The following is a 21,849-nucleotide window of genomic DNA, read 5'->3' on the forward strand; positions in this document are numbered from 1 at the left end:
GCTGTCGGGAATCCGTTGAATCCGCTCGTGCGCGTCTCATTGGGCGGGTTGCGAGGGAGCTGGCGTCGAATTTGCATGAAGCGGTCTCGCATGCAGATGACCGCGTCGACGGGCGCGCCGGAGGAATCAAGATGACCATTTTCGACCGGGTAGCCGAGGCGTTGCTCGCCACTTTACAGGGGCTGACCCCGCTCACCGTTATCGGGGCCTTTTCGCTGTTGCTGTTCGCGCTCTTTCTGGTGGCCCTGATGGCGCTGACGCTTCGCCGGGCGAACGCGTTTCAGGGTGCCGCGCCGGCGCTGCTGACCACGCTCGGGGTTCTGGGTACGTTCCTCGGGGTGGCGATCGGCCTGATCGACTTCGATGCGGCGCGGGTAGAGGCGAGCATTCCGGCGTTGCTGGAGGGGCTGAAGCTCGCGTTCGTGACCAGCATCGTCGGCATCCTGCTGGCGTCGGTATTGCGCGTACTGCAGGTGATGATGCCGGCGCCGGTGATGGCAACGGATGACGGGGGCGATCCCCAGGTCAGCGGTGATCCCGAGCGCGTGCTGGCCGAGCAGCGTGATGTGACGCGAGCCCTGCTGCAGGCGGTGCAGCAGATGGACCGTCGCCTGGACCAGCGTCTCGAGACCCAGCACCACGAACTGAAGCAGAGCCTGGAGGGGCTGGCGGATCGTATGAGCGAGCTCAGCAGCGGGCATCTAGTGGCCGCGCTGGAACAGGTCATTCGCGACTTCAATGATCGCCTGGGCGAACAGTTTGGCGAGAACTTTCGTCGGCTGGATGACTCGGTGGCGCGGCTGGTGGACTGGCAGGATCGCTATCGCGAGCAGATGGATACCCTGCACCGGGCGTTCGATCAGGCACGCGAGGGCGTCGAGCAGAGCGAGGGTGCCCTGGAGCGTCTGACCGGGCAGGCGCTGAAGATTACGCGGCATGTTGAGGAGCAGGATGCGACGCTGGCCAGTCTGCGCCGGGAGACGGTGGAGCTGGAAGCCCTGCTAGGTGCGATCGCCGCGCTGCGTGATCGAGCCACCGAGGCCTTCCCGGCCATGGATGCGCGGCTCGAGGCGATGCTGGAGAGCATCGAGAACGCCGTGCAGTCCGGGCGCGCGGCCGAGTCGCGCTGGCGGGGTGACGCGTTCGCAGTGGGGGTTGCGACGCCGGCGGATACCGTGGGAGCGCGGTCGTGATCCTGCGCTGGTTGCTGCGACGCCGTGCACGCACCGGCGGCGCAGCGCACGAGGCGGATCAGGGGTCGCACTGGCTGGCAGTGGCGGACCTCATGGCCGCGTTGATGATGATCTTCCTGTTCCTGGCGCTCTTGCATATGGTCCAGGTCGAACGCTCGAGCGCGGCGCATGTCGAGGTGCGTAACGAGGCCGCCGCGTTGCGGGCGGCAATCTACTCGGTGCTGGAGGAGGAGTTTCGCGAGGATCTGCCCCGCTGGAATGCGGAACTCGACCGCGACACCCTGACGCTGCGCTTTCGCGAGCCGGAGGTCCTGTTCGAGCGGAGTTCCGCGAGCATCCGCCCGCGCTTCGAGGCGATCCTGGACGATTTCATGCCGCGTTACGCCGAGCAGCTGCGCCCATTTGCGGACGTGATACGCGAGGTGCGTATCGAGGGGCATACCTCCAGCGAGTGGGCCGGAAGCGACGATGCGATCGATGCCTATTTTGGCAACATGGACCTGAGCCAGCGCCGCACCCGAGCAGTGCTGGAGCATGCCTACCGGCTTGAGCCCCTGCAGGAGGACGACTGGTTCCGCTCGCGCGTGGCTGCGGTCGGCTTGTCCTCGTCGCGGCGGGTGCTGGATGCCGATGGGCAAGAGGACCGCGAGGCCTCGCGGCGAGTGGAGTTCAGCGTACTGACGGACTTCGAGGCGCGGCTGCTGGGCAACGCCGAGGCCCGCCCGTCACCGGAACCGTTGGAGGCGCGTTCACCCTGATCGATGCACTGCGGACTTTTGACGCCGGTGGCCGTTAGGGAAACGCTGATTGTTCGGCGCTTCCTTAGATGCGTTCCAACAGGGCATCGCGCAGGCGGTCCTGCTGGTCTTCCGTGAGGGGGCCGCCGGCGTTGCATTCCAGCAGAAAGCTGTCTTCCACCTGCTCGCCGGCTGTGGCGATTCGGGCCGTGCGTACGTCGATGGTGTGCTCGGCCAGGATGTGGCCGATGGTCGACAGGAGTCCGGGGCGGTCGAGCGCGCGCAGCCGCATGCGTGTCGCCTGCCCACCGGAGGCGGGTTCGAATTCGATTCGCGTATCGACATCGAAGTGCTTCAGGCGGCGTGGTAACTGGCGGCTTACCGGGGACTTTTCGCCATCGGTGCGGGTGAGTTCGTTGGCAAGGTACTGGCGAATCTCGTCGCTGCGGTAGCCGGCATCCACAGTCTGGCCGCCGCCGCTCTCCAGCACCATGAAAGTGTCCAGCGTACGTCCCCCCGCGGTGGTGATGATGCGGGCATCGACGATGTCGAGACCCAGCTGGGTCAACGCGCTGGTGATGCGGGCGAACAGGTAGGGGTGGTCTTCCGCATAGACGAAGATCTCGGTGCTGCCACGCGAGGTCTTGGGCCTCACGAGAATCAGCGGCAGTTCGTCAGCCTTCAGTGGCAGCAGGGCCTGTCCGTGCCAGGCGACCTCGTCGGCGGAGTGGCGCAGGAAGTACTCGTCGTCGAGTTCGTCCCACAGGGCCTCGGCGTCGTGGGCCCCAAAGCCGCGCCCCTGGAGCAACTGCAGGGCCTCGCCGCGAGTCTCGCGGATCTGTGTGTCCATATTCGGGGCCGCGTCGAGCCCGCGTTCGAGGAGGTTGCGCGTGGCGTGATAGAGCGTCTGCAGCAGCGAGTCCTTCCAGCTGTTCCATAGCTCCGGGTTGGTGCCGCGGATATCGGCGATGGTCAGCAGGTACAGGAAGTCGAGGCGTTCGCGGGTGCGCACCTCGCGGGTGAAGGCCAGCACGACATCGGGATCGGAGATGTCCTTGCGCTGGGCGGTCAGCGACATCAGCAGGTGGGAGCTCACCAGCCAGGCCACCAGGCCGGCGTCTTCGTCCGACAGGCCGTGCTGCTGGCAGAAGTGCAGGGCATCGTGGGCGCCCAGCTCCGAGTGGTCGCCGCCGCGACCCTTGGCGATGTCATGGAACAGGGCCCCCAGTACGAGCCGTTCCGGGCGTTCCAGCTCGGTGTAGATGCGGTGAGCGAGCGGCTGTTCGTGGGCGAATTCGGGCAGGGCCAGCCGGCGCGCGTTGCGCACGACGTTGAGGGTGTGCTCGTCGACCGTGTAGGCATGGAACAGGTCGTACTGCATGCGCCCGATGATGCGCCCAAAGGCCGGCAGGTAGTTGCCCAGCACGCCGTAGCGGTTCATGCGGCGCAGCTGGCTGGTAATGCCGCGGGGCGCGCGCAGGATGTCCATGAACAGGGTGCGGCAGACGGGGGTGCGGCGGAAGTGGCCGTCGATCAGATGGCGGTGGGCGCGGATCAGGCGGATGGTCGAGGCGCGGATGCCCTGGATCTCCGGGTGCTCCTGCAACAGGCGAGAGACCTCCAGCAGGGCCGGCGGGTAGATCATGAAGACCTGGTCGTGTGCCACTTCCAGATAACCGCCACGAACCTGGAAGCGCTGATGGATGCGCACTGGATCCTGCAGGGCCTCCGGGTCGTCGAGGATGGCCTCGTTGAAGTGCTGCAGCAGGAGTTCGTTGAGCCGCTCCAGATCGCTGATCGTGCGGAAATAGCGCTGCATGAACTGCTCGACCGCGCGATTGTGGTTCTGGTCCACGAAGCCGAATGTGTTGGCCAGCTGGCGCTGGAGGTCGAACAGCAACCGATCCTCGCGGCGCCCGGCGAGCATGTGCAGGGCGAAGCGCACGCGCCAGAGAAAGCTCTGGCCCTCCAGCATCTCGTGAAGCTCGCCCTCGCGAAGGAAGCCCAGCGAGACCAGCTCCTCGATACGTTCCGCGCCGTAGTGGCGCTTGGTCACCCAGCCGATCATCTGGATGTCGCGCAGCCCGCCGGGGCCTTCCTTCACGTTGGGTTCCAGGCGGTAGCCGGTCTCGCCGAAGCGGCGGTGCCGGGCCTGTTGTTCCGCGAGCTTGGCCGCGTAGAAGCTACGCGAGTCCCAGATGCGATCGGAGTCGATCGCGGATCGAAAATCGTTGAAAAGACTTAAATTGCCACTCAAATAGCGCGACTCGATCAGGTTCGTCGCGACCGTGATGTCGTCGCGGGCCTCGCGGGTGCAGTCCTCGATGCTGCGCACGCTGTGCCCGACCTCGATCCCGATATCCCAGAGGAAGGTGACGAAAGCGCTGATCCGGTCGAACACCTCTCGGTCCGCCGTGCCATCGATCACGATCTGGAGGTCGATGTCGGAGGCCGGGTGCAGCTCGCCGCGTCCGTAGCCGCCCACCGCGACCAGGCACAGGCGGTCGTCGTCGGCCAGGCCCTGCTGGGCCCAGATCAGCTTGAGCATTTCGTCGATGCGCCGGGCGTGACCGAGGATCAGGTCCTCGATCGGCATGCCGTCGCGAAAGCCCTGGTATTGCTGTTCGAGGATCGCATGCCGACGGTCGCGGAACAGGGCGATATTCCCGGGATTGCGGCTCAGACGCTGGTAGTCCTCGCCCCAGTCGGGCGAGAACGCGGGCGCGTCGGCCTCGCTGGGCGTGCCGCCGGCGGGCAGGGTGCTCATGGGCACCTCCTCAGGCCGCGAGTTCCTGGGGCGGTGTCTCGTCCTTGCGCAGGGTCAGGATCTCGTAGCCGTCGGCCGTGACCAGCAGGGTGTGCTCCCACTGTGCGGACGGACTGTGGTCCTTGGTGACGGCGGTCCAGCCGTCGGCGAGGATCCGGGTATGCCGGCGCCCGGCATTGATCATCGGCTCGATGGTGAAGCACATGCCTTCCTCGAGCTTGAGGCCGGTACCCGGCTTGCCGTAGTGGAGCACCTGCGGGTCTTCGTGGAAGCCCCGCCCGATGCCGTGGCCGCAGAATTCGCGCACCACCGAGCAGCGCTGACCCTCGGCGTACTGCTGAATCGCGTGCCCGATGTCGCCGAGGGTCGCGCCGGGGCGTACCTGCTGGATGCCGAGATACATGCTGGTGCGCGCGACGTCGATCACGCGCTGGGCCTGGATGCTGGGCTTGCCGATCACGAACATGCGGCTGGTGTCGCCGTGAAAGCCGTTCTTGATCACGGTGATGTCGATATTGAGGATGTCGCCGTTCTTCAGCTTGCGATCGCCCGGGATGCCGTGGCACACCTGATGGTTGACCGAGGTGCAGATCGACTTGGGGAAGCCGCGGTAGTTGAGCGGCGCGGGGATCGCGTCCTGGGTCTTCACGATGTAGTCGTGGCAGATGCGGTCCAGCTCGCCGGTGGTGACCCCGGCCTGCACATGCGGCTCGATCATCTCCAGGACCTCGGCGGCCAGGCGGCCGGCGACGCGCATGTGTTCGATCTCTTCGGGGGTCTTGATGGTTACGGACATGGGGGCTCCGGTCGAGACCTGTGATGGCTCGCGCGACGGGTTTCGGGAGCCCGCGACACGGCGCCAATCAGGGCCCGGATAGTTGGTTCAAGTCAGCGTCCTATGCTATAAAGCGCGCGCCTCGCTGGCAATTCGGCGGGGCCGGGAGGCGGCCAACAGCCGGCGGTCTCGCGAACTTAAATCCACACACGCATCGACACGGTCTGTCGGGTGCCCGCCAGGAGGCTACGGTCTCGTGCTCGGGTTTCAGATCGGGATGCGTGGAGGCTCAACCCGTTACAGGAGAAACCTCATGTCCCTCGTGACTATGCGACAGATGCTGGAAGCCGGTGTGCATTTCGGCCACCAGACGCGTTACTGGCATCCCAAAATGGCCCCGTACATCTTCGGGGAACGCAACAAGATTCATATCATCAACCTCGAGAAGTCCCTGCCGATGTTCAACGACGCGTTGAACTTCCTCGGCAAGATTGCCGCGGACGGCGGCAAGATCATGTTCGTGGGCACCAAGCGCTCGGCGCGTGAAGTGGTGGGTGAAGAGGCGCGCCGTTGCGGCATGCCGTTCGTGTCCCATCGCTGGCTGGGCGGCATGCTGACCAACTTCAGCACGGTCAAGCAGTCGATCAAGCGCCTGAAGGACCTGGAGACCATGGACGCCGATGGTAGCTTCGAGGTGCTGAACAAGCGCGAAGCGCTGACCCGCCGCCGCGAGAAGGACAAGCTCGAGCGCAGTCTGGGTGGCATCAAGGACATGAACCGCATGCCGGATGCGATGTTCGTGATCGATGTCGGCTACGAGAAGATCGCGGTGGCCGAGGCCAAGAAGCGCGGTATTCCGGTCGTGGCGGTGGTCGATTCCAACCACTCGCCGGAAGGCGTGGACTACGTGATCCCGGGCAACGATGACGCGATGCGTGCGATCCAGCTCTACGTGGCTGCGATCGCCGACACGATCATCGAGGCCAAGGGCGCGGTGACCACGGGCGGCGTGTCCGAGGACGAGTTCGCTGGTGCGGACGCCGCTGCTGGTGGCAGTGCCGAATCCAGCGAGGCGGCCCCGGCCAACCCGGCCTGAGTCGGCATCGGGCCCGGTGCGCGATACCGCGCCCGGGCCACTTGAACCAAAGAGCCGGCCCCGGTTTGTTGCGTGGCCGGCTCGATTGACGAAATTTTCAGGAGTACTTCCCGATGCAGATTACTGCTGCCCAAGTGAAAGAACTGCGCGAGCGCACTGGCGCCGGCATGATGGAGTGCAAGAAGGCACTGACCGAGACCGGGGGCGACCTGGAAGCCGCCGTGGAGGCCATGCGCAAGTCCGGCATGGCCAAGGCCGACAAGAAGGCCGGTCGTGTGGCGGCCGAAGGTCGCGTCGAGATCGTCAGCGAGGGCAACAAGGCCGTGCTGGTCGAGATCAACTGCGAGACTGACTTTGTTGGTAACGACGACAACTTCCGTGCCTTTTCCGCGCAGTGCGCCCAGATTGCCCTGAGCTCCGGCGCGGGCGACGTGGAAGGCCTGATGGCCGAGACCGTCGATGGCCAGACCCTCGAGGAGCAACGCACCCAGCTGATCGCGAAGGTTGGCGAGAACGTGCAGGTCCGCCGCTTCGATCGCCTGCAGGCCGAAGACGCGCTGGGTTTCTACCAGCACGGCACGCGTATTGGCGTGGTGGTCAGCCTGAAGGGGGGCGACGAGGCCCTCGCGAAGGACGTTGCCATGCATATCGCGGCTTCGAAGCCGGTATGCGTGGACGAGTCCGGCGTGCCGCAGGAGCTGCTCGACAAGGAGCGCGCGATCTTCAAGGCGCAGGCCGAGGAGTCCGGCAAGCCGGAGAACATCATCGAGAAGATGATCGAAGGCCGCATTCGCAAGTACCTCGCCGAGATCACCCTGGTGGGTCAGCCGTTTGTGAAGGACCCGGATCAGACCGTTGCCCAGCTGCTGGAAGCGAAGGGCGCCTCGGTCACCGGTTTCCTGCGCTACGAGGTGGGTGAAGGGATCGAGAAGAAAAAAGAGAACTTCGCCGAAGAAGTGATGGCCCAGGCCCGCGGGGCCTGATTCGCCGAGTCGCTTTGGCGTAGACTCCCGATGCGGGCGCAGGACGCGCCCGCATCGCTCGCCGGCCGGCATTCACGGCCATTGATGACAGGTGCAGGACCCGAGCCCGATAAAGGAGCCCAATGAGTCAGGACAGGCAGCCCGCGTACAGGCGCATCCTTCTGAAGTTGAGTGGGGAGGCCCTGATGGGCCAGCAATCCTATGGGGTGGACCCGGATGTCCTGGCGCAGGTCGCCGAAGAGGTGTCGGAGCTTTCGAGCATGGGTGTCGAGGTCGGCATCGTGATCGGAGGGGGCAACATCTTTCGTGGCGCCGGTCTCGCCCAGGGTGGCATGGACCGGGTTACGGGCGACCACATGGGCATGCTGGCAACGGTCATCAATGCCCTGGCCATTCAGGATGCGATCGAACGCGCAGGCCGCTTCTCCCGCGTGATGTCGGCCATCCGCATCAATCAGGTCTGCGAAGACTACATTCGCCGCCGCGCTGTGCGGCATCTGGAAAAGGGCCGGATCGTGGTGTTCGCCGCGGGAACCGGCAACCCATTCTTTACCACCGACTCCGCCGCCTCGCTGCGCGCCATCGAGATCAATGCCGAGTTGATGATCAAGGCCACCAAGGTGGACGGGGTCTATGATTCGGACCCGATGAAGAGCAAGGATGCCCGCCGTTATGAACGCCTGACGTTCGACGAGGCGTTGGAGCGCCGCCTGGGTGTAATGGATACGACCGCGCTGGTGATGTGCCGTGACAACGGCCTGCCAATCCGCGTGATGAACATGTTTGCAAAAGGGGACCTCCGTCGGCTGGTGATGGGCGAGCCGGTGGGGACCCTGGTCGAGGGATCCCGAGATGACTGACGCCACGATCAAGGACGCGCGCCAGCGCATGGACAAGAGCATCGAGGCCCTGCGCAACGAGCTGGCCAAGATTCGCACGGGTCGCGCGCACCCCAGTCTGCTCGAGCATGTGCATGTCGACTACTACGGCATGGAAGTGCCGATCAATCAGGTCGCGAACATCAACGCAGAGGACTCGCGCACCCTGGCCGTGGTGCCGTACGAAAAGGACATGGTCGCGAAGGTAGAGAAGGCGATCATGACCTCGGATCTGGGGCTGAACCCGGCGAGCATGGGCACCGTGATCCGGGTGCCGCTGCCGGCGCTGACGGAAGAACGCCGCCGCGACCTGGTCAAGGTGGTTAGGGCGGAGGCCGAAAATGCGCGTGTTGCAGTGCGCAATATCCGGCGCGATGCCAACAATACCTTCAAGCAGGCGGTGAAGGACAAGGAGGTCTCGGAAGACGAAGAGCGCAAGGCACAGGAACAGGTGCAAAAGCTCACCGACGACCACATCGCCAAGATCGATGCATTGCTCGAGGACAAGGAAGCCGAGTTGATGGAAGTCTGACCGGCCACCCCTGTATGCCGGTTTCCTCCGCCACCGACCCCGCGCTGCCCGGCCACGTTGCCATCATCATGGATGGCAACGGACGCTGGGCCCAGGCCCGTGGCTTGGAGCGCTCCGAAGGCCACCGCGAGGGTCTGGAGGCGACTCGCCGGGCTGTGCGTTTCTACGCCGAACACGGCATTCAGTCCCTCACGGTATTTGCCTTCAGCAGTGAGAACTGGGGGCGCCCCCGTTCCGAGGTCGAGGCGCTCTTTGAACTCTTCGTCACAGCCATCGAGGGAGAGCTCCCCGAGCTGGTCGAGCGCGGCATTCGCCTGAGATTCATCGGCGATCGCGCCACTTTTCCCCCAACGCTACAAACCCGCATGTGCGAGGCCGAAGAGGCCACGGCCGGCAATGAGGGGATGTGCCTGGTGGTGGCGCTGGGGTATGGCGGCCGCTGGGACATCCTGCAGGCGGCCAGGAAGTGGGTGGCCAAGGGGGGTTCGGAGGCCGATGGTGATGCCGAGTCCGCCTTTGCGGCCGAGTTGAGTACGGCCGGTCTGGCCGATGTGGACCTGCTGATCCGCACCGGTGGCGAACAACGCATCAGCAACTTCCTGCTGTGGCAGGCGGCCTACGCCGAAATACTGTTCATCGAGACCTACTGGCCGGATGTTGGCGAGAAGGATTTCGAGCGCAGCCTGGCCTGGTATGCCCAGCGCCAGCGGCGTTTTGGGCGAGTGTCGGCCGGGGCCTATTCAGCGACCGAGGTCCCCGGTGCTTAGAACCCGTGTAATGACCGCCGCGGCAATCGGGCTGCCCGCGCTGGCACTGATCGCGTTCGGGCCCAACTGGGCGGTGCTGGCGTTGATGGCATTGGGAATTGGGCTGGCCACCTGGGAGTGGGGCGAGCTGACCGGACTGCACGTCGCCTGGGAACGTGCGGTGCTGGTCGTGCTGGTGCTGGTGCCACTGGTGGCCCTGGGGCTGACGCTGGCGCAGCCCGTGCATTTATTGGTTCTCCTGTTTGCGGTTGTCTGGTGGCTGCTGATTGTGCTGGCGCTACCGTTTTATCGCTCGGGGATCGATGGGCGTGGTCCGCGCCCCAAGCTGCTCACCGTCGCGGCGGTGTTGACGCTGGTGCCCGCGGGGATGGCCGTCGTCTGGCTGCATGCGCTGGCGCCCTGGCTCGTGGTGTACCTGATCGTTCTGGTGGGCTTTGCCGATACCGGTGCCTATTTCGCCGGAAAGGCCTTCGGGCGTACCGCACTGGCTCCGCATATCAGTCCGGGGAAGACCCGCGAAGGGCTGCTCGGCGGTCTGGGCGCGGTGTTCGCTCTGGCCGTAGTGGTGGCCGGTGTCTGGGGGCTGGTGCCCATGGATGCGCTGGTGTTCGTGCTGCTGTCGATCCTGATTGCGCTGGTGTCGGTGGTGGGCGATCTGTTCGAGAGCATCCTCAAGCGCCAGGCGGGAGCCAAGGACAGCGGTTCCTTGCTACCCGGTCACGGGGGTATTCTGGATCGCATCGACAGCCTGATCGCGGCGGCCCCGATCTTTCTGGCCGGCTTGCTCTGGCTGGCCTTGTTGCCCGTCCCCGGGGCATGAGAATTCGCAGGTAACACGTTATGAGCCCCACGCGGATCACCATTCTCGGTTCCACCGGCAGTATTGGCGTCAGCACGCTGGATGTGGTGTCGCGCCAGCCGGATCGCTTTCACGTCTATGCGCTGACCGCGCATCGCAATGTCGAACGTCTGAAGGCGCAATGTCTGGAGGCGCGACCGCGCGTGGCCGTCGTTGCCGAGGAGGCGGCCGCGGACGCGCTTCAGCGCGAACTGGAGGCGGCGGGTTGTCCCACGGAGGTGCGAGCGGGGCCGGAAGCACTGGCCGAGGTGGCGGAGGCGCCGGAGGTGGATGCCGTGATGGCCGCCATTGTCGGTGCGGCCGGGCTCCTGCCGACCCTGGCGGCGGCTGAGGCCGGCAAGCGCGTGCTCCTGGCCAACAAGGAGGCACTGGTCATGTCCGGGGCACTATTGATTGATGCCGTGCGTCGTTCCGGGGCCTGCCTGTTGCCGATCGACAGCGAACACAACGCCATTTTCCAGTGTCTGCCGACGGGGTACGTCTGCGCGGACGAGGTGGCGCCGCATGGCGTCGAGCGCATCTGGCTGACCGCCTCGGGTGGCCCGTTCCGTGACCGGCCTCTCGATACCTTTGGCGACATCTCGCCGGACGAGGCCTGTGCCCACCCGAACTGGGACATGGGGCGCAAGATTTCGGTCGATTCCGCGACGATGATGAACAAGGGGCTGGAGGTGATCGAGGCCTGCTGGCTGTTCGCGGTGAAGCCCTCGGCCATCCAGGTCGTTCTGCACCCGCAAAGCATCGTGCACTCGATGGTGGCGTACAACGACGGCTCGGTGCTTGCCCAGATGGGCAATCCCGATATGCGTACGCCGATCGCGCATGCGCTGGCCTGGCCCGATCGGGTGGCGTCCGGAGTGGCGCCACTGGATCTTCTGGGTGTGGGGCCGCTGGAGTTTCGCGAGCCGGAGGCCGAACGGTTCCCGGCTTTGGGGCTGGCCTATCGCGCCATGGAGCAGGGCGGTACCGCTACCGCCGTGCTGAACGCGGCGAACGAGGTCGCGGTGGAGGCGTTCCTCTCGGGTGGCCTGGCCTTCAGCGACATCGCGGTGGTTATCGAGCGGACGCTGGACGCTCTGCCGACGCAGGCCGCCGATTCCCTGGAGCGTGTGCTGGCGGCGGATGCCGAGGCGCGCGCTCATGCCGGTAGCGAGATCGGGCGTCTGCAGCGCCGGGCGGTGTCATGACGCTGTTGACCAGTCTGCTGGCGTTTGCCGTGGCCATCGGTGTGCTGGTGACGGTGCACGAGTACGGGCACTACCTGGCGGCGCGCGCGATGGGAGTCAAGGTACTGCGGTTCTCGGTCGGGTTTGGGCGGCCGTTGCTGAGCCGCCGGATCGGGCGGGATCGGACGGAGTTCGTCGTGGCGGCTCTGCCGCTTGGCGGGTACGTGAAGATGCTCGACGAGCGCGAGGGCGATGTCGCGCCTGAAGAACTGGATCGGGCCTTCAACAACAAGGGTCTGAAGGCGCGCACGTTCATCGTGTCCGCCGGCCCGCTCGCGAATTTCCTGTTCGCGATCGTCGCTTATGGTGCGATGTTCATGATTGGCGTTGGCGGGGTGCGACCGGTGGTGGGCGACATCACCGCGGACAGCCCGGCGGCGGTCGCGGGCCTGGAGCGTGGCGAAGAGATTCTTGCGGTGGACGGGCGTGCCGTACGGGACTGGGAGCAAACGAACCTTCGGCTCCTTGACCATGCCGTACGGGGTGATACGGTGCCGGTTCTCGTGCGCGACCGCGATGGCCGCGAGGTGGAGCGCACGCTGGATCTGCGCGATCGTCAGGCGATCCTGGGCGAGGGGCAATTCCTGGAGCAGGTGGGGCTCGCGCCTTATCGCCCGGCACTGGTGCCGCGCATCGGCCAGGTCGAGTCGGGCAGTCCCGCGGCGGCGGCCGGGCTTGAGCCTGGCGACCGTGTTCTTGCCGTGGACGGTGATGCGATCGACGACTGGAACGACTGGGTCCGCCGCATTCAGGCGAGCCCGGAGCGTGAACAGGTCGTGCAGGTGGAACGTGGTGACCAAACGGTCGAGCTGAGGGTTAAGCCGGAGGCAATCGCCACCAATGGCGAGACCATCGGGCGCATCGGTGCCGGGGTGGATCCGGACCAGCCCGCGGCGCGCGAGATGGCGGTACTGGTGCGCCAGGGCCCCGTGGAGGCGCTGGTTTCCGGGGCGGCCCGTACCTGGGATGTCTCGATACTGACGGTCGGCATCCTCTGGCGCATGGTCACCGGCGAGGCCTCGGTCAAAAACATCAGCGGACCGGTTACCATAGCCGAGTTTGCGGGCACCACAGCGGTGATCGGGATCTCGGCCTTCCTCGGGTTCCTGGCGCTGGTGAGTGTGTCGCTGGGGATCATCAATCTGTTGCCGATCCCGCTGCTGGATGGTGGCCACCTGCTGTATTACGCGGTGGAGGCGGTTAAAGGGAGTCCGGTGTCCGAGCGCGCCCAGATCATCGGGCAGCAGTTCGGCATCCTCGCGATCGCCGGGTTGATGTTGCTGGCCCTCTACAACGATTTGACACGTCTGTTCGGGTAAGCCCGAAACAGCCCTTCTGAATTGGCGGAAAGCATGTCGCGAAACAGCTTGAGAGCAATAGCCCTGGTCGGTCTCCTGGGTCTGGCAGGTACGGCCTGGGGACAGACCTACCAGATCGAAGATATCGAGATCGAGGGGCTGGAACGGATTACCGCGGGTACGGCGCTCAGCTATCTGCCAGTCGAAGTGGGCGACACCTTCGACGAAAGCCAGAGCCCGGACATCATCCGCGAGATGTTCCAGACGGGGTTTTTCGACGACGTGGAGATTGCCCGGCGCGGGAATGTGCTGGTGGTGATTGTCTCCGAGCGTCCGGCGATCAACGAGATCAATTTTTCCGGGAATCGTGACATCCCGGACGATGGCCTGCGCGAGGCGCTTGAAGCGGCCGGACTGCGCAGCGGTCGCGTGTTCAACCGCACGATGCTCGACCGGATCGAGAGCGAACTGCGACAGCAGTACTTCGCTCGCGGCCGCTACAACGTCGAGGTGGATGTCGAGATTATCGACCTCCCGCGCAACCGCGTGGATATCGAGATCGATATCGCCGAAGGCCCTGTGGCGCGTATCCAGCAGGTCAATGTGGTGGGCAACGAGACCTTCACCGACCGCGAACTGACCCGCCGGTTTGATTCGGGCGTACCCCGCTGGTGGGCCTTCTTCAGTCGGCGGGACCACTATTCCCGCGAGAAGCTGTCGGGCGACCTTGAGCAGTTGCGTTCGTACTACCTGGACGAGGGCTTTCTCGAGTTCGATATCGATTCCACCCAGGTGACCCTGACGCCGGACCGCCGCGATCTGTTCATCACGATTAACGTGGATGAGGGTGAGCGCTATACCGTCACCGGATTCGACCTGGCGGGTGATTTCGTGGTGTCGCGGGACGAGTTGGAAGAGCTGGTCGAGATTGATGTGGGCGAACCCTTCTCGCGCAGCCAGGTGACGCAATCCGCCGAGCGGATCACCAATCGCCTGATGCAGGACGGCTATGCATTCGCCAACGTGAATCCCGTGCCGGATGTCGATGAGGACAGCCGCGAGGTCGATATCACCTTCTTTATCGACCCAGGCCCGCGTGTATACGTTCGGCGCATCCAGATCACTGGTAACGAGAATACGGAGGAGCGCGTCTATCGCCGCGAGCTGCGGCAGATGGAGAGCTCCTGGTACAACGGGGCCCTGATCGAGCGCTCCCGCGTGCGGCTGCAGCGTCTGCCATTCGTGCAGAGCGTGAACGTGGAGACGCAGCGAGTCCCCGGTACTGACGACGAGGTGGATCTGAACATCACGGTGACCGAGCAGCAATCCGGCGCGTTGACGCTTGGGGCGGGCTTCTCGCAGAACCAGGGCTTGTTGTTGACCGCGGGGTTGCAGCAGGACAACTTCCTGGGTACGGGTAACCGCTTTAATGCGGAGGTCAGTACCAGCCGAGTGAACCAGATCTTCCGCATGAGCGTGACCAACCCGCACTACACCCCCGCCGGGGCCAGCCGTGGGTTCTCTGTCTTCTACCGCAAGATCGACGCCGAAGAGGCGAACATCTCGCGCTACTCCTCGAACCGCTATGGGTTTGACGTGAGCTACGGGATCCCGCTGTCGGAGTTCGACCGTGTTCGCATCGTACCCGGATTCGAACACATTGATATCGACACGGTCGAACGTGACGGCCGGCGGGGCAGCCCGGACGAGATCTTTGACGAGGTCGACGAGTTCGGTAGTTCGGCAAATTTCTACAAGATCGAGACGAGTTATATCCACGACACGCGCGATCGCACGACCTTCGCCACCCAGGGGCGACGCCACCGCATTGGTCTGGAACTGGCCGTGCCCGGCAGTGATCGGGAGTTCTACAAGCTGACCTATTCGGGCGAGGAGATCTTCCGCCTGTCGGATCGTTATTCCTTCAGTATCTCGGGTGGGATTGCCTACGCGGATGGCTATGGCGGCTCCGAGCTGCCGTTCTATGAACGGCTGTTTGCCGGTGGTATTCGTTCGGTGCGTGGTTACGAGGACAACCGCCTCGGGGATCAGCGCGAGCTGCGCGAATTCCGGGACGAGAATGTTCCTGCGACGCGCGACTCCAATGACGACCCGTATGGTGGCCGCTTCCGTACCACGATCTCAGGGGAGTTGTTCTACCCGCTGCCGTTCGCCGCCGATAACGACGCGGTGCGGATGAGCACCTTTGTCGATGCCGGTAATGTGTTCAACGATCCGGGCGACTGGGACGTCGGCGAGTTGCGGGCGTCCGCTGGCTTCGCGATAACCTGGTTCTCGCCGGTGGGGCCGCTGAGCTTTAGCGTGGCCGAGCCGCTGAACGACCAGCCGGAAGACGATATTCAGCGCTTCCAGTTCCTGCTGGGGGCGTCCTTCTGAGCGCGAGGAGCAAGAACATGAGTCAGCGCAGTGGGACCATGAAGGGCGGCGTCTCCCTGGCGCTGTCCGCCGTGCTGTTGTTGGCGGGCTGGCTGGCCCTCCCGGCCCAGGCCGGGGCTCAGAACGTGGCATTCGTGACGATGAACCGCATCCTGGAGGACTCGCCGCAGGCCGAGCAGGCCATGCGCGAGCTGGAGCGTGAGTTCTCCCCGCGTGACGCCGAGCTGGTGGCCGAACGCGAAGAACTCCAGCGCATGCGTGACCGGCTGGAGCGCGACGGCGACATGATGAATCCCTCCGAGCGGGCCGATCTGGAGCGGGAGTTTTCCCAGCGGTCGCGTGAGTTCCGGCGCGCCCAGGAGAGCTTTAGCGAGGACCTGAACGTTCGCCGTAACGAAGAGCTGTCCCGACTGCAGCGGCGGATCAACGACGCGATTGTGGAACTGGCGCGCGAACGCGAGATCGACGTCATCCTGACCGAACGCAACGTGCTCTACGCCAGCGACCGGGTCGACATCACGGACGATATCCTTGCCGCAATGCAGCGCGACGACTGAGCGGGTGATCACCGCCGGAGACCTCGCCGTACATCTGGGCGGCGAGCTCACCGGGCCGGCCGAGATCCCGTTGCAAGGGCTGGCGACGCTTGCCCGGGCCGGGCCGGCGGATGTGTCCTTTGTTACGAATCCCGATCGCTATCGCGATGCCCTGGACTCTACCGAAGCGGGCTGTGTGTTGGTCCCCAGGGTGGGTGCCAAGTCGGTGAGCACGACAGCGCGTGCCTGGATTGCCGTCGATGATCCCTACCGCGCCTATGGGCAGGCGTCCCGCTGGTTTGGTGCCGGGCGCCGATGCGGTACTCCCGGTGTTGACCCAAGCGCGCGAGTGCATCCTGACGCACGCCTGGCCGCTGATGCGGAGGTTGGACCGGGCGTGGTGATTGGCGCCGGTTGCCGTATTGGTGCCGGTGTGGTGATTGGCGCACACAGCGTTCTGGGCGCGCGAGTTGAGGTAGGGGAGGAGAGCTATCTCTATCCTCGGGTCAGCCTGCTGAACGGAGTGCAAATCGGCAGACGTGCCATCATCCATAGTGGCGCGGTACTGGGTGCCGATGGGTTTGGATTCGCAAGCGGTCCGGATTCCACCTGGGAGAAGATCGAGCAGTTGGGGGATGTGCGCGTGGGCGATGATGTGGAGATTGGTGCCAACTCCACTATCGATCGCGGATCGCTGGAGTCCACGCGGATTGGCAACGGGGTCAAGATCGACAACCTCGTCCATGTTGCCCATAACGTTCAGATTGGCGACCATACGGCCATTGCGGGTTGTGTGGGGATTGCGGGCAGCGCACGCATCGGGGCGCATTGCGCCATTGGGGGCGGGGTCGGGATTCTCGGCCACCTGGCGATAGCCGATCGGGTGACACTGCACGCGATGACGCTCGTCACGCGCTCGATTGATCAACCAGGGGAGTATGCGTCCGGTGTCCCTCACCAGGAGGCCCGGTTGTGGAATCGCATGCTGGCACGGCTGCGTCGGCTCGCCCGGACACGGGATGCATGAAACCCGCTTGTGTTGGAGTCGTCCGTTGGTCTCGGCTCATCAGAATCAGCAAAAAAGGAATGCCGCGTGGATGACTTCAATGTCCAGGAGATCATGCGCTATCTGCCGCATCGATATCCGTTTCTCATGGTCGACCGGGTGCTGGAGTGGGAGGCCGGCGTCTACCTGACCGGGATCAAGAACGTCAGCATCAACGAGCCCTATTTTCAGGGGCATTTCCCGATCAAGCCGGTGATGCCCGGTGTCCTGATCCTCGAGGCGCTGGCGCAGGCCACGGGTCTCCTGGCGTTCAAGACCGAAGAGGCGCGCAACGAGAATCAGGACAAGCAGCAGCTGTACCTGTTTGTCGGCATCGACGAGGCACGTTTTCGCCGCCAGGTGGTACCCGGCGACCAGCTCCACCTGCGTGTGGATCTCAAGCGCACCATGCGCGGCATCTGGCGCTTTGACGCGGTCGCCCGTGTGGGCGACGACGTCTGTGCCACGGCGCAGCTGATGTGTTCCGGGCAGGAAATCCCCTCGTGATCGACCCTCGGGCTGACGTACACCCGAGCGCGGAGCTGGACTCCTCGGTCGAGGTCGGGCCTTTCAGCGTGATCGGTCCGAATGTGCGAATCGGGGCCGGTACCCGCGTGGGTCCGCATGTGGTGATCCGCGGCCCGACCGAGATCGGTCGCGAGAACCGCATCTTCCAATTCTCCTCGATCGGCGAGGAACCCCAGGACACGACCTACAAGGGCGAGCCGACGCGGCTGGTGATTGGGGATCGCAACGTGATCCGCGAATCGGTCACGCTGCACCGGGGAACGGAGAAAGGGCTCGGTGAGACCGTGATCGGTCACGACAACCTGATTATGGCCTACGTGCATATCGCGCACGACTGCACCATCGGCAACAAGATCATCTTCTCCAACGCGACTTCGCTGGCCGGTCATGTCGAGATCCAGGACAACGTGACGCTGGGTGGCTTTACCCTGGTGCATCAGTTCTGCCGTGTGGGCACCTTTGCCTTCACCAGTATGGGCGCGGCGCTTAACCGTGACCTGCCGCCCTACTGCCTGGCCAGTGGCAACTACGCGCGGCTGATCGGGATCAACAAGGTTGGGCTGCGGCGCAATGGCTTCTCCAACGAGGCGATCCAGGCGCTGCATCGGGTCTTTATCCTCGGCATGCGTGGTCGTGCCGGCCGCGAGCGTCATCTGGAGACGATGTTCGACGAGACCGAGGTCCCGGAAGTGCGCAACCTGATCGGGTTCGTGCGCAACAGCCAGCGTGGGATACTGCGCGGAGGCCGGCCTCACTAAGGAAACACCTGTAACTCAGGGCTTCCACGAGGCGGCGACAAGGCTGCCTATCCGGAGATCAGTAGTCGCTCAGGCGCCCTTCGTTGAGGAGTTCGCGTGCCATCTCGGCGATACGGCGGTCGGCCCCGCCGTCTCCCAGGCGTTCACGGATCGAGGCGAGGGACTCCCGCATCGCGCCGAGCCGCTCCGGGTGTCGCAGCAGGTCGAGCGCGTCCGACGCGAGGCGTTCGGGGTTCGCCTGGCGCTGAAGGTATTCGGGGACCAGTCGTTCGCCCGCGACGATGTTGACCAGGGCGATATTCTCCAGGCGGACCAGGCGCGAAAAGACCGCGTGGCTGAACCCCCCCATTCGGTAGAACACCAGCATGGGCGCCTGGAGCAGGCCGGCCTCGAGCGTGGCTGTGCCCGAGGCAATCAGCAGCAGATCGGCGCCCGCCATTAGGGCGTGTGCGCCTTCTTCCCCGGAGACAAACGATATCGGCAGGCCGTCGCGCGGCGCCAGTGCGTCCAGGCGCGACGGGTCCACTCCCGGGGCCAGCGCGACCACGAAGCGCAGTGCGGGCTCCTTCCCGTGCATCCGTCGCGCGGCCTCGACCAGGAGCGGCCAGTGGCGCTTGAGCTCTCCGCTGCGGCTGCCGGGCAAGAGCCCGATCACGCGTTCATCTTCGGCGACGGCGATCCGTTCCGCTAACGGTACGGTGGGTTCCTGGACCCGGTCCACCAGTGGATTGCCCACGTAGCGCACCGGGACGCCGGCACGTTCGTAAATCTCGGTTTCGAACGGAAACAGCACCGCCATCGCATCGACGCACTGCTGAATCCGGCGGATTCGCCCGGATCGCCAGGCCCACAACTGGGGGCTGACATAGAACAGGACCGGGATACCCAGGCGTCGTGCATGTGCCGCCAGGCGCAGATTGAATTCGACGTAGTCGACCAGGACAAGCAGGTCCGGACGGTTGTGCTCCAGGTGGGTACCCATGCGCCGGAACAGTCGGCGCAGGCGCGGGTAGTTCACCAGGACGTCGACGAGCCCGACGACCGCGAGTTCCTCGACATCGATCAGCGTCTCGACACCCGCGTCGCGCATCTGGGCGCCGCCCATGCCGGAGTATCGGACTTCGGGCTCCAGGATCGCGAGTTCGCGTACCAGCCCGGCCCCCAGGGCATCGCCGGAGCTCTCTCCGGCGCAGATGACCACGTGGCGTCGCATGGGGCCGGGTCTGTCTCGGCGCTTAGGCGAGGGCGCGCCGGATGGTGTCGCAGATCATCTCGATCTGGCCGTCCTCGAGCTCGGGGAACACCGGAAGGGACAGGCAGCGTGCGGTGACGGATTCGGTGACCGGAAGACTCGCAGGCAGGTTCGGCAGATCCGCGAAGGCTTTTTGCTGGTGCAGCGGGACCGGGTAGTAGATCGCGTGCGCGATCTCGGCCTCTTTCAGGGCTTGCATGATCGCGTCACGGTGATCGGTCAGAAGCGTGTACTGGTGGTAGACATGCGTACCGATACCGTCTTCGTGCGGGGTCTGAACTGGCAGGCCCTCCAAGCCCTTGCGGTAGCTGGCGGCGACGCGCCGGCGCTGGGCGTTGTACGCGTCGATGTGCGGCAGTTTCACCCGCAGGATTGCCGCCTGCATCTCGTCCAGGCGGCTGTTGTAGCCCACCTCGTCGTGGTAGTAGCGCTCGCTGGACCCGTGGTTGCGCAGTCGCTTCAGGGCCTCGGCCGAGGTCGGGCAGCTGGTGGTGACCAGACCGCCGTCGCCGAAGGCCCCGAGGTTCTTCGAGGGGAAGAACGAGAAGCAGCCAAAGGCATTGGCGGACCCGGTCTGCGCGCCATCGATGGCGGCGCCAAAGGACTGGGCGCAATCCTCGACGATCAGGAGCTTGTGGCGTTCGGCGATGGCCTGCAGGCGTGGCAGGTCGGCCGGCTGTCCGAACAGGTGCACGGGAATGATTGCCTTGGTGCGTTCGGTGACCGCCGCTTCGACCCGCTCCGGGTCGATGTTGAAGGTATCGGGATCGATGTCCACGAACACCGGATCGGCCCCCACATAGCGAATTGCCTCGGCGGTGGCGATGAAGGTGAATGGCGTGGTGATCACCTCGTCGCCCGGGCCGATGCCTGCGGCGGCCAGGGCCAGATGCAGCGCATCCGTCCCCGAGGCGCAGGTAATCGCATGTTCCACACCGAGATAGCGCGCCAGCTCGTCTTCCAGCGCCTGGACATTGGGGCCCAGGATGTAGCGGGCCCCGGCCAGGACCTCCTGCAGCGCGGCATCGATTTCGGGACGCAGGCTCTGGTACTGGCGCTGCAGGTCGACCATCGGGATCACGGCTTGACTCCTGTGCGGGTGTTTTCGAGGTGGCTGTGGGGGCCGTCGGCCTGGCCCATCACGTTGAGGTTCTGATAGACGAGCTTCGTGATTTGCTCGGCGGTGGCCAGCGCGCGCTGGCCGTCGCGGCCGCTGACCACGACCGGGCCTTCGCCGCGTACGGCGGCCACGAAGGCGCGGATCTCGGCGAGCAGGGCATCGGCCTCGTCGAAGACGCTCTCGTCCCGGTGGATCTCCGGGGCACCGGTCTCCGGATCGGGCGCGCCGATGTGGTTGAGCGACAGGATGCGGTTCTGAAAGTCCACCGAGGCATAGGCATGCGACTGGAAGATGCGCATGCGCCGCTCGGACTTGTTGCTGACGCGCGAGGAGGTGACGTTCGCCACACAGCCGTTGGCGAACTCCAGGCGGGCGTTGGCAATGTCGATGTCCTGCGTGAGCACACGGGCGCCAGAGGCACGGACCTCGGTTAGCGGTGAGTCCGTCAGGGACAGGATGATGTCGATGTCGTGGATCATCAGATCCAGCACGACCGAGACGTCGGTCGCGCGGGGCTTGTAGGGCGCCAGACGGTGCGATTCGATAAATCGCGGATGCAGCGGATCGTCGGTCAGTCGGCGCAGGGCGGCATTGAAGCGTTCCAGGTGCCCGACCTGCAGCACGACCCCTTTGGCCTCGGCCAGCTGGTTCAGGGCCTCGGCCTGCTCCAGCGTCGCGGTGATCGGTTTTTCCACCAGCACATGGCACCCGGCGTCGAGAAAGTCCCGCGCGATGTCGTAGTGAAGGGTGGTCGGCGCGGCGATCGAGACCGCATCGACCTGGCCGAGCAGTTCGCGGTGATCGGTGACCGCGGCGCAGCCGTGTTCGGCGGCGACACGCTCGGCGGTGGCGGCGTCGGCATCGGCTACGGCGACCAGTTCGGTCTCGGGCAGGGCGGCGTATTTTGCGGCATGCCATTTGCCAAGGTGACCGACGCCGATCGCGGCGCAGCGCAGGGGATTCTGAGACATGGGCGGGCTCGAGGTTCGTGGGGCGTGTGCTAGGATTTCCGGCGCTATTGTAACGGATCGCCCGGACTGCGCATGTCCGCGATCCATTCCCGCTATTGTCCAGGGAAACACGGGTTTCAGTGTTCCCTTGG

20 protein-coding genes are annotated in these 21,849 nt (G+C 65.0%); 15 read left to right on the forward strand and 5 right to left on the reverse strand.

The features are described 5' to 3' along the window. Nucleotides 1–131: 131 nt before the first annotated feature. Both F468_RS0113230 and F468_RS0113235 read left to right on the forward strand, forming a co-directional pair. Nucleotides 132–1,193, forward strand: coding sequence for a hypothetical protein (locus F468_RS0113230; protein WP_018995366.1), 1,062 nt, complete (start codon nucleotides 132–134; stop codon nucleotides 1,191–1,193). Next, on the forward strand, nucleotides 1,190–1,951 hold the full coding sequence (locus F468_RS0113235; protein ID WP_018139612.1) for an OmpA family protein: 762 nt from the start codon (nucleotides 1,190–1,192) through the stop codon (nucleotides 1,949–1,951). Before F468_RS0113230 ends, F468_RS0113235 begins: the two co-directional genes overlap by 4 nt. 64 nt (nucleotides 1,952–2,015) lie before the next feature. Here the strand turns inward: F468_RS0113235 and glnD are convergent, their stop codons facing one another. Together glnD and map are read right to left on the reverse strand one after the other, a co-directional pair. Further along, on the reverse strand, nucleotides 2,016–4,697 hold the full coding sequence (gene glnD, locus F468_RS0113240; RefSeq protein WP_018995367.1) for a [protein-PII] uridylyltransferase: 2,682 nt from the start codon (nucleotides 4,695–4,697) through the stop codon (nucleotides 2,016–2,018). Nucleotides 4,698–4,707: 10 nt separating this feature from the next. Next, on the reverse strand, nucleotides 4,708–5,493 hold the full coding sequence (map, locus tag F468_RS0113245) for a type I methionyl aminopeptidase (protein ID WP_018139614.1): 786 nt from the start codon (nucleotides 5,491–5,493) through the stop codon (nucleotides 4,708–4,710). A gap of 292 nt (nucleotides 5,494–5,785) precedes the next feature. Between map and rpsB the strand changes: the two genes are divergently transcribed. The 13 genes from rpsB (at nucleotide 5,786) to lpxA (ending at nucleotide 18,375) form a co-directional block, all read left to right on the forward strand. Beyond that, on the forward strand, nucleotides 5,786–6,568 hold the full coding sequence (gene rpsB, locus F468_RS0113250) for a 30S ribosomal protein S2 (RefSeq protein ID WP_018139615.1): 783 nt from the start codon (nucleotides 5,786–5,788) through the stop codon (nucleotides 6,566–6,568). A gap of 113 nt (nucleotides 6,569–6,681) precedes the next feature. Further along, nucleotides 6,682–7,551 (forward strand): translation elongation factor Ts, encoded by an 870-nt coding sequence (gene tsf / locus F468_RS0113255; protein WP_018139616.1) that lies wholly within the window; start codon nucleotides 6,682–6,684, stop codon nucleotides 7,549–7,551. A gap of 122 nt (nucleotides 7,552–7,673) precedes the next feature. Continuing rightward, nucleotides 7,674–8,411 carry a UMP kinase gene (gene pyrH, locus F468_RS0113260; RefSeq protein ID WP_018139617.1) on the forward strand — a complete coding sequence of 246 codons (738 nt, stop codon included), beginning with the start codon at nucleotides 7,674–7,676 and terminating at the stop codon, nucleotides 8,409–8,411. Beyond that, nucleotides 8,404–8,961, forward strand: coding sequence for a ribosome recycling factor (gene frr, locus F468_RS0113265; protein WP_012982883.1), 558 nt, complete (start codon nucleotides 8,404–8,406; stop codon nucleotides 8,959–8,961). The genes pyrH and frr overlap by 8 nt, the downstream gene beginning before the upstream one ends. Nucleotides 8,962–8,975: 14 nt before the next feature. Then, nucleotides 8,976–9,728, forward strand: a complete 753-nt coding sequence (gene uppS / locus F468_RS0113270; RefSeq protein WP_018995368.1) for a polyprenyl diphosphate synthase — start codon at nucleotides 8,976–8,978, stop codon at nucleotides 9,726–9,728. A gap of 10 nt (nucleotides 9,729–9,738) precedes the next feature. Beyond that, nucleotides 9,739–10,548, forward strand: a complete 810-nt coding sequence (locus F468_RS0113275; protein WP_018173964.1) for a phosphatidate cytidylyltransferase — start codon at nucleotides 9,739–9,741, stop codon at nucleotides 10,546–10,548. A 20-nt stretch (nucleotides 10,549–10,568) separates the two neighbouring features. Beyond that, the gene (gene ispC, locus F468_RS0113280; RefSeq protein WP_018995369.1) at nucleotides 10,569–11,774 is read left to right on the forward strand and encodes a 1-deoxy-D-xylulose-5-phosphate reductoisomerase; all 1,206 of its coding nucleotides are present in this window, start codon (nucleotides 10,569–10,571) and stop codon (nucleotides 11,772–11,774) included. Continuing rightward, complete coding sequence (gene rseP, locus F468_RS0113285; protein WP_018995370.1) at nucleotides 11,771–13,132, forward strand: RIP metalloprotease RseP; 1,362 nt, start codon at nucleotides 11,771–11,773, stop codon at nucleotides 13,130–13,132. The genes ispC and rseP overlap by 4 nt, the downstream gene beginning before the upstream one ends. Nucleotides 13,133–13,165: 33 nt before the next feature. Beyond that, nucleotides 13,166–15,508: an outer membrane protein assembly factor BamA gene (bamA, locus tag F468_RS0113290; RefSeq protein WP_018995371.1), complete on the forward strand. Its 2,343-nt coding sequence runs from the start codon at nucleotides 13,166–13,168 to the stop codon at nucleotides 15,506–15,508. 17 nt (nucleotides 15,509–15,525) lie between these two features. After that, nucleotides 15,526–16,065 (forward strand): OmpH family outer membrane protein, encoded by a 540-nt coding sequence (locus tag F468_RS0113295; RefSeq protein ID WP_018139623.1) that lies wholly within the window; start codon nucleotides 15,526–15,528, stop codon nucleotides 16,063–16,065. A 4-nt stretch (nucleotides 16,066–16,069) separates the two neighbouring features. Then, nucleotides 16,070–17,071 (forward strand): UDP-3-O-(3-hydroxymyristoyl)glucosamine N-acyltransferase, encoded by a 1,002-nt coding sequence (gene lpxD, locus F468_RS0113300; RefSeq protein ID WP_018995372.1) that lies wholly within the window; start codon nucleotides 16,070–16,072, stop codon nucleotides 17,069–17,071. A gap of 66 nt (nucleotides 17,072–17,137) precedes the next feature. Next, nucleotides 17,138–17,596: a 3-hydroxyacyl-ACP dehydratase FabZ gene (gene fabZ, locus F468_RS0113305; RefSeq protein ID WP_018139625.1), complete on the forward strand. Its 459-nt coding sequence runs from the start codon at nucleotides 17,138–17,140 to the stop codon at nucleotides 17,594–17,596. After that, a complete protein-coding gene (gene lpxA, locus F468_RS0113310; protein WP_017926286.1) occupies nucleotides 17,593–18,375 on the forward strand; it encodes an acyl-ACP--UDP-N-acetylglucosamine O-acyltransferase in 783 nt (260 codons plus the stop codon). Before fabZ ends, lpxA begins: the two co-directional genes overlap by 4 nt. A 58-nt stretch (nucleotides 18,376–18,433) precedes the next feature. Here the strand turns inward: lpxA and lpxB are convergent, their stop codons facing one another. The 3 genes from lpxB to F468_RS0113325 are packed head-to-tail and all read right to left on the reverse strand — an operon-like array spanning nucleotide 18,434 to nucleotide 21,718. Beyond that, nucleotides 18,434–19,588, reverse strand: a complete 1,155-nt coding sequence (gene lpxB / locus F468_RS0113315; protein ID WP_018173960.1) for a lipid-A-disaccharide synthase — start codon at nucleotides 19,586–19,588, stop codon at nucleotides 18,434–18,436. A gap of 22 nt (nucleotides 19,589–19,610) precedes the next feature. Beyond that, nucleotides 19,611–20,708, reverse strand: a complete 1,098-nt coding sequence (locus tag F468_RS0113320) for a DegT/DnrJ/EryC1/StrS aminotransferase family protein (RefSeq protein WP_018173959.1) — start codon at nucleotides 20,706–20,708, stop codon at nucleotides 19,611–19,613. Beyond that, entirely contained in the window at nucleotides 20,705–21,718 is a 1,014-nt protein-coding gene (locus F468_RS0113325; RefSeq protein ID WP_018139628.1) for a Gfo/Idh/MocA family protein, read from the reverse strand. The genes F468_RS0113320 and F468_RS0113325 overlap by 4 nt, the downstream gene beginning before the upstream one ends. Nucleotides 21,719–21,849: the final 131 nt, after the last annotated feature.

This window comes from Thioalkalivibrio sp. ALJ2, assembly GCF_000378325.1.
In the GTDB taxonomy this organism is placed as follows: Bacteria; Pseudomonadota; Gammaproteobacteria; order Ectothiorhodospirales; family Ectothiorhodospiraceae; genus Thioalkalivibrio.

Coding starts and splice junctions, on each gene's coding strand:
- F468_RS0113230 (WP_018995366.1), top strand. CDS start 132: ATGACCATTTTCGACCGGGTAGCCGAGGCGTTGCTCGCCACTTTACAG.
- glnD (WP_018995367.1), bottom strand. CDS start 4,697: ATGAGCACCCTGCCCGCCGGCGGCACGCCCAGCGAGGCCGACGCGCCC.
- map (WP_018139614.1), bottom strand. CDS start 5,493: ATGTCCGTAACCATCAAGACCCCCGAAGAGATCGAACACATGCGCGTC.
- rpsB (WP_018139615.1), top strand. CDS start 5,786: ATGTCCCTCGTGACTATGCGACAGATGCTGGAAGCCGGTGTGCATTTC.
- tsf (WP_018139616.1), top strand. CDS start 6,682: ATGCAGATTACTGCTGCCCAAGTGAAAGAACTGCGCGAGCGCACTGGC.
- pyrH (WP_018139617.1), top strand. CDS start 7,674: ATGAGTCAGGACAGGCAGCCCGCGTACAGGCGCATCCTTCTGAAGTTG.
- frr (WP_012982883.1), top strand. CDS start 8,404: ATGACTGACGCCACGATCAAGGACGCGCGCCAGCGCATGGACAAGAGC.
- uppS (WP_018995368.1), top strand. CDS start 8,976: ATGCCGGTTTCCTCCGCCACCGACCCCGCGCTGCCCGGCCACGTTGCC.
- F468_RS0113275 (WP_018173964.1), top strand. CDS start 9,739: ATGACCGCCGCGGCAATCGGGCTGCCCGCGCTGGCACTGATCGCGTTC.
- ispC (WP_018995369.1), top strand. CDS start 10,569: ATGAGCCCCACGCGGATCACCATTCTCGGTTCCACCGGCAGTATTGGC.
- rseP (WP_018995370.1), top strand. CDS start 11,771: ATGACGCTGTTGACCAGTCTGCTGGCGTTTGCCGTGGCCATCGGTGTG.
- bamA (WP_018995371.1), top strand. CDS start 13,166: ATGTCGCGAAACAGCTTGAGAGCAATAGCCCTGGTCGGTCTCCTGGGT.
- F468_RS0113295 (WP_018139623.1), top strand. CDS start 15,526: ATGAGTCAGCGCAGTGGGACCATGAAGGGCGGCGTCTCCCTGGCGCTG.
- lpxB (WP_018173960.1), bottom strand. CDS start 19,588: ATGCGACGCCACGTGGTCATCTGCGCCGGAGAGAGCTCCGGCGATGCC.
- F468_RS0113325 (WP_018139628.1), bottom strand. CDS start 21,718: ATGTCTCAGAATCCCCTGCGCTGCGCCGCGATCGGCGTCGGTCACCTT.